16 protein-coding genes are annotated in these 15,652 nt (G+C 49.7%); 5 read left to right on the forward strand and 11 right to left on the reverse strand.

Going from position 1 to position 15,652, the window contains the following annotated elements; translation table 11 throughout:
• Window positions 1–228: 228 nt before the first annotated feature.
• The 5 genes from ACTHRH_RS09175 to ACTHRH_RS09195 form a co-directional block, all read right to left on the reverse strand.
• Window positions 229–1,731, reverse strand: coding sequence for a hypothetical protein (locus ACTHRH_RS09175; RefSeq protein ID WP_440415197.1), 1,503 nt, complete (start codon window positions 1,729–1,731; stop codon window positions 229–231).
• Window positions 1,728–2,045, reverse strand: coding sequence for a hypothetical protein (locus ACTHRH_RS09180; protein WP_440415199.1), 318 nt, complete (start codon window positions 2,043–2,045; stop codon window positions 1,728–1,730). The genes ACTHRH_RS09175 and ACTHRH_RS09180 overlap by 4 nt, the downstream gene beginning before the upstream one ends.
• Window positions 2,038–2,580, reverse strand: a complete 543-nt coding sequence (locus ACTHRH_RS09185; RefSeq protein WP_379287977.1) for an RNA polymerase sigma factor — start codon at window positions 2,578–2,580, stop codon at window positions 2,038–2,040. The genes ACTHRH_RS09180 and ACTHRH_RS09185 overlap by 8 nt, the downstream gene beginning before the upstream one ends.
• Window positions 2,581–2,905: 325 nt before the next feature.
• Complete coding sequence (locus ACTHRH_RS09190) at window positions 2,906–3,085, reverse strand: H-type small acid-soluble spore protein (protein ID WP_144934608.1); 180 nt, start codon at window positions 3,083–3,085, stop codon at window positions 2,906–2,908.
• 58 nt (window positions 3,086–3,143) lie between these two features.
• The gene (locus ACTHRH_RS09195; RefSeq protein WP_144934611.1) at window positions 3,144–3,347 is read right to left on the reverse strand and encodes a hypothetical protein; all 204 of its coding nucleotides are present in this window, start codon (window positions 3,345–3,347) and stop codon (window positions 3,144–3,146) included.
• 396 nt (window positions 3,348–3,743) lie between these two features.
• Here ACTHRH_RS09195 and ku point away from each other — a divergent pair, with 396 nt between their 5' ends.
• From ku to ligD, 3 genes are all read left to right on the forward strand, one after another.
• Entirely contained in the window at window positions 3,744–4,574 is an 831-nt protein-coding gene (ku, locus tag ACTHRH_RS09200) for a non-homologous end joining protein Ku (RefSeq protein WP_150960470.1), read from the forward strand.
• A 1-nt stretch (window position 4,575) separates the two neighbouring features.
• Window positions 4,576–5,490, forward strand: coding sequence for an ATP-dependent DNA ligase (locus tag ACTHRH_RS09205; protein ID WP_440415203.1), 915 nt, complete (start codon window positions 4,576–4,578; stop codon window positions 5,488–5,490).
• Window positions 5,491–5,582: 92 nt separating this feature from the next.
• On the forward strand, window positions 5,583–6,467 hold the full coding sequence (ligD, locus tag ACTHRH_RS09210) for a non-homologous end-joining DNA ligase (protein WP_440415280.1): 885 nt from the start codon (window positions 5,583–5,585) through the stop codon (window positions 6,465–6,467).
• 11 nt (window positions 6,468–6,478) lie between these two features.
• Here ligD and cdaS read toward each other — a convergent pair whose 3' ends face one another.
• The 6 genes from cdaS to cls all read right to left on the reverse strand — a co-directional run bounded on the left by cdaS (window position 6,479) and on the right by cls (window position 12,808).
• On the reverse strand, window positions 6,479–7,108 hold the full coding sequence (gene cdaS, locus ACTHRH_RS09215; RefSeq protein WP_379287982.1) for a sporulation-specific diadenylate cyclase CdaS: 630 nt from the start codon (window positions 7,106–7,108) through the stop codon (window positions 6,479–6,481).
• Window positions 7,109–7,630: 522 nt separating this feature from the next.
• Window positions 7,631–8,239, reverse strand: coding sequence for a transglutaminase-like domain-containing protein (locus tag ACTHRH_RS09220; RefSeq protein WP_144934623.1), 609 nt, complete (start codon window positions 8,237–8,239; stop codon window positions 7,631–7,633).
• Between the two features lie 61 nt (window positions 8,240–8,300).
• On the reverse strand, window positions 8,301–9,191 hold the full coding sequence (locus ACTHRH_RS09225) for a PhzF family phenazine biosynthesis protein (protein ID WP_440415206.1): 891 nt from the start codon (window positions 9,189–9,191) through the stop codon (window positions 8,301–8,303).
• Between the two features lie 133 nt (window positions 9,192–9,324).
• Complete coding sequence (locus ACTHRH_RS09230; RefSeq protein WP_440415208.1) at window positions 9,325–10,539, reverse strand: stalk domain-containing protein; 1,215 nt, start codon at window positions 10,537–10,539, stop codon at window positions 9,325–9,327.
• A gap of 226 nt (window positions 10,540–10,765) precedes the next feature.
• Window positions 10,766–11,221: a MarR family winged helix-turn-helix transcriptional regulator gene (locus ACTHRH_RS09235; RefSeq protein ID WP_144934630.1), complete on the reverse strand. Its 456-nt coding sequence runs from the start codon at window positions 11,219–11,221 to the stop codon at window positions 10,766–10,768.
• A gap of 93 nt (window positions 11,222–11,314) precedes the next feature.
• Window positions 11,315–12,808 carry a cardiolipin synthase gene (gene cls, locus ACTHRH_RS09240; protein WP_379287992.1) on the reverse strand — a complete coding sequence of 498 codons (1,494 nt, stop codon included), beginning with the start codon at window positions 12,806–12,808 and terminating at the stop codon, window positions 11,315–11,317.
• Between the two features lie 166 nt (window positions 12,809–12,974).
• On the opposite strand from cls, the gene ACTHRH_RS09245 reads away from it, so the two are divergent.
• Complete coding sequence (locus ACTHRH_RS09245) at window positions 12,975–14,489, forward strand: spore germination protein (protein WP_225312799.1); 1,515 nt, start codon at window positions 12,975–12,977, stop codon at window positions 14,487–14,489.
• Window positions 14,470–15,651, forward strand: a complete 1,182-nt coding sequence (locus ACTHRH_RS09250; protein WP_186328282.1) for a Ger(x)C family spore germination protein — start codon at window positions 14,470–14,472, stop codon at window positions 15,649–15,651. Before ACTHRH_RS09245 ends, ACTHRH_RS09250 begins: the two co-directional genes overlap by 20 nt.
• The last annotated feature ends 1 nt before the right edge of the window (window position 15,652 follow it).

Raw genomic sequence — 15,652 nt, forward strand, 5'->3', positions numbered from 1 at the left:
CAGTCGCGCTTATTGCTTGGAATTCTCCTACTTTCGCGAGCATTTCTAGGGAATAAGGTCATCTGGTTCCGTTAAAATGACCGAAAGGCCCTTTTGGGGCGAATAAGGTCATCTGGTTCCGTTAAAATTACCAAACCGTGCGCGATTATCGCATGATCTTTGGTTGTACACCTTAATCGACAGCCTCAATCTCCCCCTTATTATTTCCAACCATTGAACAACTACGGATTACGGCTGTTTAGCATCAAGAAGCTGTTGAATTCGGCGGCTCGCTTCCTCGTTCCCCGCAGCTTCGTAGGCATGCAGCATCAGCTCATAATCATTAACCGTCGGGTTTTCCAACCGTTCGAGATAAGTAAGCGCCTTGGCTTTATCCCCTTCCTCCCCGTAGCGGAAGCCGGTAAACCACAGCCGGGCGAGCGCCCGCAGGGCATAAGGATGGTCCAGCTGCTTTTCATAAGCCTGGACAGCCTCCTCATACCGGTGTTCCATGACGTAGCGGTCCCCTTCCAACTGCTCCCGGTCATCGATCGTGAAGTAAGGAACCTGATTGTCATTTAACAAATAATAACCGCTGGAGCTGCTGATCTTACGCCCTTCGGCATCGAATGCATCCACGTACCAGGTAAACTCCCCTCCCGGGAAGATTGCTCCCAGAACCCCCTGTGTGGACAGCCACATCTCATCCTGGCTGTAAGACACGGAAGTTCCCCGCCGATAATTTCGGAGTGTATCCAAATCATATTCGGCGGTGGTTTCCGTCCATTTTTCATTCAGCAATACTGTAGAGCTCCCGGCCACTTTGCCCTGCTTATCACGGTCTATGGAGGTGATGCCCAGTTGATAATAAGAAGCCGCAGGATAAGGCTCCCACTCAAAACGGATAGCATCCCCGTCTATTAATTCCCGGTTAACCGGCGAGACCGTCTCCACCTTCGGCAGAAAGACGATATCGTAACCGGCTGTCGAATGTTCACTTATCTCTGCCACCGGCTCCTCTTGTCCGGTCCGGTAAAACTCGCTGACGGCATCCGCTCCGATACCGACTCCCACTTCGTAATGACCAGACTCCACATCATAAAATCGGTAAGTTCCATCCGAATCCGTTATCGCTACCGGATAATACCCGAAAGGATTGGAATACCACGTATTATTTTCTGTTTTTTTCCTCAATATGACAAAAACATCCTCGACTCCCTTACCTCCTACAATTACCCGGCCGGTTATTGACGGTTCTTCTCCGGGACGGGGCTGCCTGGATCTGATTGCCTCCAAATACCCCTGCGCCTCTTTTCCGACCCACTGGTTCTCGGAGGAAGCCAGTTGCTCGTAGACACGTTCGGCCTGCGGCCAGTTATTTTGGGCAAAATAAGCTTCCGCCAATCTGCGTCTCGCCTGCTCCGCATCACGGTAATCCGGATATTCAGCGAGCAGCCTTTCCCATCGGTCTATCGCCAAGCCTAACTGGGCAGCCGTCTCTGAACGAGAGTAAGAGGAGCTATTAGGAAAAATATAAATCCGGTCCACCTTGTTGGTTTGAGCTCCTCTCATCGCCTTATCAGCCGACCAAAACAAGGCTTCGGGAGCTTCGGGACTCTTGGGAAACCAAGTCAGAAGCGCGTCATATTTCTCCATCTTCAACAGCCAGCCGGGAAGTGACACAACCAATCCTATAGCCATAAGGAGAAGGATAGATCCAGCTATGGCTATCGTTCTTATTTTTACCCTCATGGCCGATCTCCCCCTTCCTGCAACTGTTCCTCATAGAAAACCCCGCTGTTCAGCACGACAAGCTTGGGGCCGGCAGGCGCCTCCGGCTGTTGATCCCGGGATACCGGGTTAAAAATAAGAACCGCCGCAAGAACCATCACTCCGACCACAGCCGCGACAAACGGATGAGGAATATATACCTCCTTCTCCCAGAAGGTCCGTTTCGCTTGCCGGAGGACGCTTGCTTTCATCGAGTCTGTAAATTGAACGGCGGACAATTCCTTGTCCAGTTGTTCCTTAATCTTTGCCGCTTCCTCTTTCGTCCAATTATTCATTTTCCCACCCTCCCCGGATTAATTCCTTCTTCAGCATGGCCCTGCCCCGGGACAGCTTGCTTTTGACCGTTCCTTCTTTATCTCCGGTGATCTCTCCAATTTCCCGAATGGATAGATCCTGATAATAATGCAGAACAATAACCTCTCTATACGAATAAGGAATTCTCTGCAGGTGGTTCCACAGAGTTTGTTCTTCCACCATTTGTTCTATGTTGGAATCCGTTCCGACGATCTCTTGTTCTATCGGATCCCGGATAAACAGCCTCTTCCAGGAAGCCAGCCTCATCCTGCTCCGGCATAGATGAACGGCGATCCGGGTCAGCCAGCTTTGCAAGCTGCCCTGCCCTTTGTATTGGCTTATTTTTTGATAGGCCTTGAGAAAGACCTCCTGACTGATGTCCTCGGCCAGGTGCCGATCCTTCAAGAGCAGCGCGGCAGTCCGGTATATGCTGGTCCCGTAACGGTCCATAAGCCAAGCTAATGCGGAACCGTCCCCCTTCTGAAGTCTGTCTATCCATTCCTGTTCCGAGTTCATCCTTTACCCTCCCACCCCTTCTCTATATTAGACGGGGTAAGCCTCTGTTTCGGTTGCAATTTAATTTAGTCGTAACAAGGATAAACGACTCGCCGTCCTTTTGGAAAGGCGCGTTTACCGATGACATATAAAAAAGCTTCTAACGGAGCCTCTTCGAAGACGAATAACCCGGTATTAGAGGAAGCTTTTTATGCCAATTAGAAAGTTTGTTCCACTTTAATGCTTTAATGAACTTAAATTTTCTAATGTGGTAAGAACAGGAATTGATACTTCTATATTTCAAAAAAAGAAAGACCCCGGCCAATTAAGGCGCGGGATCTTCTCCCTAAACTTCATGAAGCTCTTCCAGCGGAACAAACCTCATCTCTTCCGGCTTATGCTCCACATGAACTTTGGCCGTCCGGCTCTCCGTATCCACACTGTCGATCCAGACCCGTTGGCCGTTTACTTCTACATTAATTTTGTTCTCGGAATCGAGAATTTCCTTGGCTCTTAGCAAATCCATGATATCCCCTCCTTTCTCTCGATATGTCCGGATCGTTGAGTTGACTGCGAAAAGAACCTCAGTCCTCGTCTTCCTCCAAGTTCAAGAACGATTCCTCTTCGTCCATAGTATCCGTGGTCGACTCGTCAATCCATCCGTTGTCCACCGTTACATTTCCCCCGCCTAACCCTTCGTTAACCATCCGGTCAATATCCATGAAGCGTTCGTCTCTTCCTTCGTTTAACTCATCCTGCTTTCTTTTATCCTCTTTATTTTCCGCCATACTCTAAGCCCGCCTTTCATTAACATTTAGTTGAAATTTTCTGTGCCAATATAGCTTACTTTATCCCCGATCCACCCGAACCATTCATAATCCTGACAGCCGGATACATACTAACATCGGAGCCTCTTTCGTGACGGACAGACCAGGGGCAGGAATTCCGGTCTTACCGCTTTTAGAAGCCGTTCTATTTGGAAATAATAATAAATACCCCACAAAGTGAAGTATGCCTTCGTAGCTTATTCCGGGTACTTTGCGGGGAGCCCTGTAAATACCCCACAAAGTGAAGTATGCCTTCGTAGCTTATTCCGGGTACTTTGCGGGGAGCCCCGGAACTTATGTCGAGTCCTTATTCTTTTTCGCTTCACTTCAATTTAGTTTTAAAGGAGGGTACCAGGGATGCATACGCTTTGGAAAGGAGCCATCAGCTTCGGTCTTGTCCATGTTCCCGTAAAAATGTTCGCCGCCACGGAAGACAAAGATATCAGCATGCGGTATATCCACAAGGAATGCGGTACGCCTATTTCCTACGTCCGCAAGTGTAAGTCCTGCGACCGGGAGATTGATTGGGAGGAAATTACTAAAGGCTATGAGTATGAGCCGGGGCATTTTGTTCTGTTTGAGAAGGATGAGCTGGAGAGTCTCTCCTCAGAGATTAACAAAGAAATCAAAATAATGGATTTTGTCGATCTGGAGGACATCGATCCGATCTATTTTCAAAAAACTTATTACCTGTCGCCGGGGGATACCGGTTCAAACGCATATAACCTGCTGCTCGAATCGATCAAGCAAACGGGCAAAATCGGTATAGCGACCGTCTCCATCCGTTCCAAGAGCAGTCTTGCCGCCATCCGCATTATTAACAATTGCATTGCTATGGAGACCATTTTCTACCCGGACGAGATCCGCTCTACTTCCCAAGTGCCGAACCTTCCCGAGAATGCGTCCATTAATGAAAAAGAGCTGGATATGGCAAAAATGCTCATCGAGCAATTGTCCGGTCCTTTCGAGCCGGATAAGTACAGCGATAATTACCGAAGCGCCCTGATGGATGCCATTCAGCAAAAAATCGCCGGCCAGGAGGTCAGGGTCGCTCCGGAGCAGCCTAAAACCAATGTTATCGATCTGATGGCCGCCCTGCAGGCCAGTTTGGATGCCGTCAAGCCTAAGGAAACGAAGCCGAAGGCTCCCAAAGGGCGGGGCAAAAAAGCGAAGGAGACCGTTTCCTGACATGCACCCTCCGTTTGATCCCATGTCCCCCATTCTTCGCGAACAGCTTCCCGAAGGAACCGATTGGGGGTATCAGCTGAAATGGGACGGGGTCCGGCTGATTGCCCATATCGACGCGGGACGGGTCGAGCTGTATTCGCGCAAAATGCTCTCCAAAAACTCGGTATACCCGGAGCTTGCCGCTTCTTTGTCCGCGGTAGGCGGCAGGTGTGTGCTCGACGGGGAAGCGATAGTATTCGACCCGGTCAAGCAGCGTCCCGTGTTTCAGAAAGTTCTTCAGAGGGAAAGAATGCGGAGCCCCGGGACGATTTCCCAGGCCGGTTCCAGGCAGCCGGTGCAATACGTGCTGTTCGATCTTCTTCAGGACGGATCGGAGGACCTGTCCGGACTTCCCTATCAGGAGAGACATCAGCGTCTGCTTAACAAATTTCCGGACAAGAACGGCTTGTTCTTCGTTACCGACCTGTATGAAGATGGCGAGTCTTTATGGAAGTGGGTTGAAGAGCATCAATGGGAGGGCGTTGTCAGCAAGCGCTTGACCAGCACTTACCGGGAAGGAAAGAAGCACGGAGATTGGTACAAGAAAAAAACAGCACTGCAGCTGGAAGTGATGATCGTCGGCGTAACGATAAGAGAAGGACGTCTGGCCAGCCTCGTTATGGTGATGGACGGAGTTTATTTAGGCAAGGTATCACTGGGACTAAATGAGCAGATGAAGCGTCAGCTTCTAGATTTCGCTCTTGCGGACAGCGCACGGCAGTCCCCCTTCGCCTCCTTGCCCTCCGATTTGAGGCGGGATCGGCTCATTTGGCTGCAGACTCCTTTTGCCATTGTAGTCACCGGCCTGGAAATTACCGATGCCGGACTGCTGCGCCATCCCAAAATCGTTACCTTCGGTACGATGACCCGGCAGTGAAAGGCTGCAGACTTGAACCGGCAGTATAGAAAGCTATGAGAGGAGGGGGGCGCCTGCCAGCGCATCGCGCACGGCGATACGGCGCCATGCTTATGAAGAGCGCCACCAAAGGAGTGGTTCAAATTGAAGGGCATGACTTGACGATTACCAACCCGAACAAAATTTTATGGCCCGAGCAGAACATCTCCAAGCTGACTTATTTGCAGAAGCTCATTGTCCTTTCTCCCTATTTGCTGAAATATTGCCGGGATCGCTATTTGACTACGATCCGGTATCCCCATGGAATTCATGACAAATCGTTCTATCAGAAAAATTGCCCGGAGCCGACTCCCGCTTTCGTCAAGACGGCCATGCTCCAAGGCATCCGCTATGTCAATATGGATTCCGTCCCCACCTTGCTGTGGCTCGGAAATTTAGCCTGTCTGGAATTCCATTCTTCCTTCCATCATATAGGGAGCGAACGGCCGTCCGAGTGGATTCTGGATATCGATCCGTCTTTGGATCACGAGCCCCGCATTATGTACGCCGTCAGCCTGATCGGTGACGTGCTGGATTCGATGAACATCCGATCTGTTCCCAAAACTTCAGGAGCGTCCGGCGTACAAATTTTCATCCCGATTCTTCCCAAGTACACCTTCGAACAGCTTCGTGCCATCGGAGAATTTATCGGCAAATATTTGGTGCAGAAGTATCCCGCTTTATTTACCATTGAACGGCTCAAAAAAAATCGCGGCGATCTCATTTATGTCGACTACCTGCAGCATTGGTACGGCAAGACTCTGTCGGCCCCGTACACTCCCAGAGCTCGGGAACACGCCACCGTCTCTACTCCTTTACTCTGGGAGGAGGTCCGCCGGGATTGCGATATCCGTCAATTCAATCTGTTGACCATTGAGGAACGGCTGAAGCAGTACGGGGATTTAATCGAGCGAGTTGAACCGCAGTCATTGGATCATGTTCTGAAAATTATTACTTAACTCCTGCGAGGTTAAGGGTTGATCACCGGATAAAGCTGCCCTTTATAGGCAAAGGAGGATCGCCCGGTTTCTTCGGAGACGACCAGAACGATTGCATCGCTTTTCTCCGATAGGCCGATTGCGGCGCGATGCCGGGTTCCCAGCTTCCTCTGTCCGAACATGGTATTGGTGAGCGGGAGAACGTTGGCAGCGGAAATAATTTGATTCGCCCGTACCAGCACCGCCCCGTCATGAAGCGGGTTGCCCGGGTAGAAAATCGATTCCAGAAGCGTATAAGTTATCGCCGCACCGATCGGTGTACCGGGCTGCACTAACCATTCCAGCGGCTCGCTGCGTTCAACCGCTATCAAGGCCCCGTGCCTACGCTCAGACAAATGTCTAATGCTTATTGACAAATCGACGTATTTATCGGTAAATGGAGCCAAATAACAGTTCAGATAAAAGGTCGCGGCCCTGGATTCCAGCTGGATCAACCGTTCCTTGAAAGTTTCAATTTGCCCCAGAACACATCGATCTTCGTTGTTGAAAACTTCCAGACTTGCTTCTATATCTTCCTTCATTTGCTGTAAATCAAGCTTCAACTGCTCTTTTAAGGGAGAAAAATCACAGTCCGCCTTCGGAGTTTTTACTTCATTGGTCATATCATCACATCCCTATTTTTGCCCTTTATGACAGTATGACCGTTTACCATCACTCACATTCAGCAGGAATGTTGGTTTCAGACCCATTTTCTCAGCAGACCGGCAGGTTTGTCATAGTCCTATGGCCCACCTGATCATGACCTTCTTGTAATGGTTAAACAGCGAAAATGTAACGGAACTGGGAGAACCTATTTCGTCAAAACAGGCGGTTTTTTTAGACTAACGGAAACAGTTGCGCTTATTGCTTAGAATTCTCCTACTTTCGTGAGCATTTTTTGGGAATAAGGTCATCAGGTTCCGTTAAAATTACCGAAAGGCTCTTCTGGGGTAATTAAGGTCTCTGAGATCCGTTAAAACCAAACCGTGTAGGTTTTCGCATGATATTTGGTTGTACACCAATGCATTTTTGTCGGAATAACGATTGCAGCAACCGTTACACCTTTTCATCAGCATTTTCTATTATGGCAATTGGCTATGACCAAGCTTATATTTGCCAATCACACTAAAATCATGGAGTCATCATTAAATTTCCGTCGGAAGGTGATGGAGATACATATCTAGAGCATTCGAATGATTCATGAGAGCTTCCATAGTTCTATGATTTGGATGGACGTAGATGGTCGGATAATCGGCTTCCCCATAGTGGGCTCGCACCGGAAATGCCAGCTTTTCCTCTTCAATGGAAAATTGGGCGTTAACTCCTTCCTTATTTCCCCGGGAATCCAGTCTAACCCATTTCTTATGGCCCGACAAGTACACCGCATTCAAGGCGTGAATGCAATATCCGGACTCCGGCTCGACCCCGATGGTCAGTCTTTGGTAGCAAAACCCTGCGGGAATGCCTAACGCACGAAGAAAGGCGGCAAATAAATTCGATTTGGCATAACAAATTCCTTCTTTAAATATGAGAACCTCCGAAGCCTTCCGTGTAACCCGGGTACTCTGAATATCCCAGGAATGCGCTATTTCGTCACGCACATATTCAAACACCTCTTTCACCAGCTCCGGCTCATTCAGCGCCATTCTGTCCCACTTCCGGACCTGCTCTCTTATGACCAAGTGACTGAAATCGACTTCCTTCGTTTCCAGCAGATAATCCTCCTTGTTGGCCGATTCACATATGAATTCCACACCTTTTCCTCCTTCCGGGGGCGGCATCCCTAACCCATTTCCCAGGCTTATACCAATTCATTCACAAACTAACCCGGAACTCGTTCACCTTCACGGCCGTTCCGGATATGAGCACATCCATTTGCCCCAGACAAGACCTGCGCACTTCCACCTTAACTCTCCCATCCCTGTTCATTTCCAGACCTTGTTCAACGGTGAAAGCGGCCTCCTGAAGCTCCGGCTCCATATAAGTTAAATAGTAGGCCCCCATAACTCCGGAGGCGGTCCCCGTAACGGGGTCTTCCACGGTTCCCGAATAGGGGGAAGAAAAATGTCTGGCATGCATCTTTGCATTCTGATCTATGGTCTCGAGGCAGAAGGGATGAAGCGAACATCGCGGATTCCCGGTGAGTATATCCGGAAATAATTCGTTCTTCGGGAGCATCCGCCTAAAGCTGCTCAAGCTTTTCACAGGGACTAACAACGTCCAGATGCCGGTGCTGCCATATACGATGGGATACCTGTCGTCCAGCTCTTCAACGGATAAACCGATGGAGTGGGCCAGCCGCTCGATATCTCCGTTAAAGGAGCCGAATTGCGGGTTTGCCTGCTTCATTTTTATAGTGGTTACATTAATATCATTAATGATTTCAATAGGTAAAATGCCGGCATTGGTCTCAATATTGATATTATTCGCCGAGTCAATCATTCCTCTTTCTTGCAGGCAGAACAGAGAGGCTATGGTAGCATGGCCGCATAGATTCATCTCGTGACCGGGAGTGAAAAATCTCAACCGGACATCTGCTTTATCAGATTTGAGAACAAAAGTCGTTTCATTAAAGCCGACCTCACGGGCAATATGCTGCATTTGATCCTCGCTTAATCCATCCGCATCCAGAACCACTCCCGCCGGATTGCCTTTGTTGGGGATCGAAGAAAAAGCATCGTAATGATAAACATTTACTTCCTTCATGACAGGTCCTCCTCTTGTATTAAACATTATATATGGCAAAAAAATCCGGCGGAGCCTATGACCTTCCCCGGGCTCTCCCGGATCGATGCTTCATCGATAGTCAATTTTCTCACGCCGGCATCTTGGTAATATGTTATCGGACGATCAGCACGGTCTGGGAATTCTGATCCCAGAATACCTGCGCCCCCAATGCTTCACTGATAAACCTTATAGGGACCATAGTATGATTATTAATGATTTGGGGCGGAACGGCAAGGGTGATTTCTTGTCCATCTACATAAGCTATTTCCGATCCGTTCTGCAGCTTAATCACTCTATTCCCGCGGGTAACCGTTACCGACCGGGTTTCCTGCTCCCATTCCAGACCCGCCCCCATAGCCTCAGTAATGGCCCTTATCGGGACAACGACATTCCCCTCCAAATTGACGGGTGACTGCTCCATAGCCACCCCTTTACCGTTAACGGTGACCAGTGTCCCTCTCTTTTCAATTTCCTGTTTGCCCGTCTCATCGTAATATTTCGCAGCCACCCTGGTGGCGTTAGAATCTTTAATCGTCAAGCGATGATTAAATAAACGGTTAGCTTCAATAAAGTCCGCAGCGGTCTGGATGGATAACTCCCTGCCATCGGCCGAATAGGGAGTTGCCCTGGCCGTAAGCTTCTGCGGCTGATCCCCGTTCTTGACTACGGAAGTAAAAACAAGCTGTCCGTCCTTCATGTAGGTCCCGGAATCAACCAAATAGGTTCGATCATCGGTCAGCACCGTAAATTTAACCTCGTCGATTTCGTGCACTGCATCCAGATGGATCTTAAAAATGGATACCCGATTCTCTACTACGTAATTTGAGGTCCCCCGCACTTCCACTACCTTACCGTTTGCATTGTAGGCCGTAGCCACCACATTAATCAGTTGGGGCTTGCCTCCATTCTTGATAGCTGCGACGGCCTCCATCTGATCCCTCTTGGCCACCGTCGTTTCCTCCAGCACTTTATACGGCTCTGTAATGGAACCCAGTGCCCGGACATCCACTTTCTGAAGCTCCTCCCCATGCTCCATGGGCAGTTGAATGGCCTTGGTCTGGCCGCCCGCTATAAAGTGGTCTTCCTTCTTTATTTCTATGATCTCCCCCTCTGCGTCGTACCCAACCACCAAGAGAGAGACATTCTCCTCGTACTTCACACGTACGTCGGCAGTCACCATCATTTTACCGTCCACTAGTTCATGCCCGGACTGCAGCAGTTCGACATTATTCGAGTTTGCGAAGGTTGCGGATGGAACCAGCAGGACCCAAACCGCCAACGCAAGCCATACCCCGATTATAGAAAGCATACTTTTCGATACCCGCATTTTCCCATGTGTCCTCCTTGTTCCCATTCAATCGCTCACAGGGCATATGAGATTAAGTTATCGCAATTCATACAGGAAAGTAAATAGAAAGGAAATCCAATAAGAGCCATGAAAAAAGAGCCGGTTCCTTATCTTTCGACGGAAACGGCTCCAATCCCTTTATTTGCATTATTCGAAGGCTAGATGAAATTGCTTATCCTTTTTCCGAACCAAGCATATTTATCCCTTAGTCGATGCTTTGGCTGCCCAGCTGCAGGCCCAGCTTTTTTAACAGATGAATCATCTGCTCCTGTTCCTCTCTGTTCAGGCTGCTGAACATGTCGTGAATGACGTTCCGATGTTTAGGGAAAATATCCTCCATCAAGAGCCGTCCCTCTTCCGTAATGGAAGCATAGGTGATGCGGCGGTCTTCCTTGCACTGCTTTCGCGTCAGCAGTCCCTTCTTCTCCAATTGGTCAATGACGTAAGTCATGCTTCCGCTGGTCAGCAATATTTTCTTGCCGATATTTTGAATGGGCTGGTCTCCTTTATGAAACAGCAGCTCCAGAACAGCGAATTCCGTCGGGTTGAGGCCATAATTTTTGATATCCTCCTTAATCCGGTCCACCACCGCCCGGTTAGCCCGGGAAAAGACAACAAACAATTTTAAAGACAATTCATATTCTTGCTGAGTGGGATTCATAATCAATACCTTCCTGTCCGTTATCTTGAATTAAGGGTAATCTTAAGTCTACTCCTTGCTCTTGTCAAGCTATCCCGGGGATCCGGCGGCTCTTCAAAATAATGGGGACAGCAGTCGTGCCAAGATTTCCTTGAATGAATGAAGACCAAACCGGCGGGCATAATGCTCGGGCCTCAGTTCCTTGCTATCCTTCAGATCTTGCAGGAAATCCCGCTCGAGCCTGTGAACCGTCGATCGATCGAATATGATCGCGTTTAGTTCAAAGTTTTTGTAGAAGCTGCGCAAATCCATATTGGCCGTTCCGACCGAGGCCAGCCGATCGTCGACGAGGATGACTTTCGCATGCATAAACCCTTTCTGATATTGATAGAACTTCACCCCTGCCCCAAGCAATTCTTTGGCATAGGATAAAGACGCCCAATAGACGATCCGGGTATCCGGAATTCCGGGAAGGATGATTCTGACATCGACTCCGCTTAGAGCAGCGACCTTAAGCGCCTGAATGATACCGGCATTCGGAATAAAGTAAGGAGTCGCAATATAAATCCGTTCCTTGGCCCCCCCGATAGCTGCGAAAGTGACCGCCAGAATAGAATCTTCCTCCGCGTCCGGCCCGCCGCTGACAATTTGCACCCGCTGGCTCGATTCTGAGCTTTGCGGAGGAAAATACCGCTCGTCCTTAATCCGAATGCCGCTTACGTATTCCCAGTCCTTTAGAAATGTCCCCTGTAAAGAAAGGACTGCCTCTCCACTGATACGAAGATGCGTATCCCGCCAGAATCCAAGCTTCGGATTGCCGCCCAAATATTCATCTCCGATATTAATGCCCCCCAGGAAACCAACCTTGCCGTCCACTACAACAATCTTGCGATGATTCCGGTAGTTAATTCTTTTGTCAAGGAAAGCAATGAGTGCGGGAAGAAAGCATTTCGTCTCTACTCCGGCCGCCCGCAACTCCCCGAGGTAAGCCTCATCCAGTTCGTAGCTGCCGATTCCATCATAGATGACCCGCACCTCAATCCCCTGCCTCGCTTTCGCGATCAAGGCTTCCTTGAACCTTCGGCCAATCCCGTCGTTGCGAATGGTGTAATAGTCCAGATGGATATGATCTTCCGCCATTCCGATAGCTTCCAATATCGCTTTATAAGCTTCTTCAGCATTAGTTAATACGGTGACTTCATTATGACAAGTCATTCCGGGCCCGGGAACCGACCACAGCAGCCTGTCCAATTGCTGATCCCCTGCGGCGGCCGGTTTGCGGTTTGCAGTACCGCCATGCTCGAGGTAACAACCGTCCTTATCCTTTATGTTCCCTTCCAAGTTCCCCGCTGCCCCGGAGGCAGGCTCCTCGGTTCCTGTAATTCCTTCATAAGCTGCCGCCTCCAAGTGGCTGGTACCCCGGACGGGCAAATGGCGCCGGTGAGAGAATCGTCTGGAGATAAAATAATACATAATAAAGCCAACAATGGGGAAAATAAACAGAACCAGCAGCCATGCCACGGCTTTGGCCGGATGGCGGTACTCCAGACTCGCCATGACGATGGCCTGGAGATAAATGACAAGCAGCAGAACGCCTAACCAAATCACAGCTTCACCTCGACAACTAAGAAGTTTAATGCTAGGTGGTTATCCAGTGTACCCAAAAAACCGTCAAAATAAAAAATCGCCCATAGAAGACATTCTCGATTATCATTTCCTCAACGACCTGAAAAAGAAGAGCATTCTCCCCTCTTTGGAAGAGAATAAAAGGTTAATGAAGGAGCTGTTCGTCGATTGCTCGGATGTGGTCATCCGTCCTTTTGTCATCGAGAAAAACATTCAAGCCCTTGCCGTCTTTGTCGACGGTCTGGTCATCTCCGATGTACTGGATGACGCTCTCCGGTCTCTAATGGTTATGGAGGGCAATGAGTCGGAAATCGAACGAATCGTCGCTACGACGCTTCCGGTTTCACAGATTTCGACGGAAGACAATTACGGCGAGTTTCTGATCGCCGTTCTGGGCGGGGATACCGGAATCTTCGTAGAAGACAATGATCAAGCGATTCTGCTTGGTATCCGGGGGCCGGACACCCGGTCTGTCTCGGAACCAAACACCGAAATCACCATTCGCGGGCCGCGCGAAGGCTTCATCGAAAACCTGCGGACGAATACGGCTCTCGTGCGGCGCAAGATCAAATCACCGCGGTTAAAAATGAAGCCCCTGGTGTTAGGACAGCATACCAATACGAACGTAATTGTCTCCTATATCGACGGATTAACGGACCCGGCATTGATCGATGAAGTCATGCAAAGGATGGAAAAAATCGATTTAGACGGCATACTGGAGTCCGGCTACATCGAAGAAATGATCCAGGACAGCGCCTATTCTCCATTCCCGCAGATGCAGTATACGGAAAGGCCCGATGTGCTGGCCAGCGCCCTGCTGCAGGGAAGGATAGCAATCATGGTGGACGGTACCCCCTTCGCCCTGATTCTTCCGACCATATTCATGCAGTTGATGCAGACGGCGGAGGATTATTACGAACGGTTCCAGATTTCAACCTTAATTCGCTGGCTCCGCTATTTATTTCTTTTTGCGTCGATGTTTACACCGGCACTATATGTTGCGATTACGACTTTTCATCCGGATATGATCCCGACCTCCCTGCTGCTCAGTATAGCCGCATCCCGAGAAGCCATTCCGTTTCCCGCGGTTGTCGAGGCCTTCATTATGGAGGTCATCTTCGAGGCCTTGAGGGAAGCCGGTGTCCGCCTGCCCAAATCGGTCGGTTCCGCCGTCGGTATCCTTGGGGCTATCGTGATCGGGCAGGCGGCGGTCGAAGCCGGAATCGTCTCCGCCCCTATGGTTATCGTAGTGTCGATTACGGGAATTGCATCGTTCACGATTCCTCAATTCAACGGGGCTATCGCTATCCGCATGCTGCGCTTTCCGATGCTGATTCTGGCCTCCATCTTCGGAATCTTCGGCATCCTGTTCGGCATAATGATCGTCCTCGGACATATGGCCAATTTGCGTTCCTTCGGCGTCCCCTACTTATCTCCTTTAGGCCCGACCAAGTGGTCTGATCTCAAGGACGTTCTGATCCGTGCGCCGCAATGGGAGCTTACCACCCGTCCCAGCTTCGTAGGGGCTCAGGATCAAATCCGAATCGGCCAAGAATTGCCCGAGACTATTAAGCGGGATAATGGCTTAAAGGGGAAGAACATTTCGCACCCCCATCAGAAAAATGATCAGGAGGGAGCTTCCGATGATGATCCGAACCCTTAACCGGAGAAAGCTCCTGGCACTGGTCTTGTCTATATCTCTCCTGTTGACCGGTTGCTGGGACCGCATTGAAATTAATGATATTGCCATCGTACTGGCCATTGCGGTGGATAAGGAGAAGGATGGAAACATACGGGTGAGTCTAGAGATTCCGTTGGCTTCCCAATTAGGAGGCACTCAAGGCGGCGGGGGAGGCACGGGCGGTAGCGGCAGAGCCGACTATATCGATTCGGAAATTGCCCCTACTTTTGTTCAAGCTTATGCCCAGCTACAGGACCGGATGTCACGCAGACTGAAATTCGGTCATTACCGGGTTCTCATTATAGGAGAAGAGATGGCGAGGAGCGGGATAGAGGACGTCTTCGATATCGTTGCCAGAAGACCGGAGAACCGGCTTTCCTCCTACATGATTGTGGCCAAGGGGACGGCAGAAAGCCTGATGAAATCCCAGCCCAAGCTGGAGAGGTTCTCCGGCGAAGCCATCCGGGAAATGGTTAAGCAGGGAGAAATCGTGCCGACTAACGTAAAGAATACCGCCATGTCCTTAAGCCATTATGGGAGCGATGCGGTCCTCCCATATATGGGAGTAAAGAAGCTGAAGGAAAAGGACAGCAAGGGAACCGAGGAAATTGAACTGCTCGGGTACGCCCAATTTCTGGAGGACCGAATGGTAGACGTGATGGCGCGGGAATCCGCCATGGGATTATCCTGGTTGAAAAACAACATTCGGCCGATCACCGTCGTCGTTAATTTGAACAAACCGGAGAACCTTATTTTTACCGTTATTCGTTCCAATGCCAAAATAGAGCCTATCGTGGAGCAGGACGGCCGTCTCCGATTCGATATCCGTATAGATGCCAGGTTGCGATTGAACGAGAATAAATCGAAGGAAGATTTGACGAACCGGCTGGTCATGGAGAAGGTGAAGAAACACGCTGCCGACAATATACGGCTTCAGGTGATGGATACGATCCGGTTAATTCAGAAATCGGGGGCGGATTCCGCGGAACTCGGATTGAAGCTGTTCCGCAAAGATCCGATAACATGGAAAAAGCTAGAGCCGAATTGGAGAGAATTACTTAAGGAAGCGGAGTTTGACGTCAAAGTGAAGGCGGACATCAGCGAGTTCGGATTGATCTCCGAAAATATTGTGAGAGGAGGGTAAA

It is taken from the genome of Paenibacillus sp. SAFN-117, assembly GCF_051966115.1.
GTDB lineage: Bacteria > Bacillota > Bacilli > Paenibacillales > NBRC-103111 > Paenibacillus_L > Paenibacillus_L residui.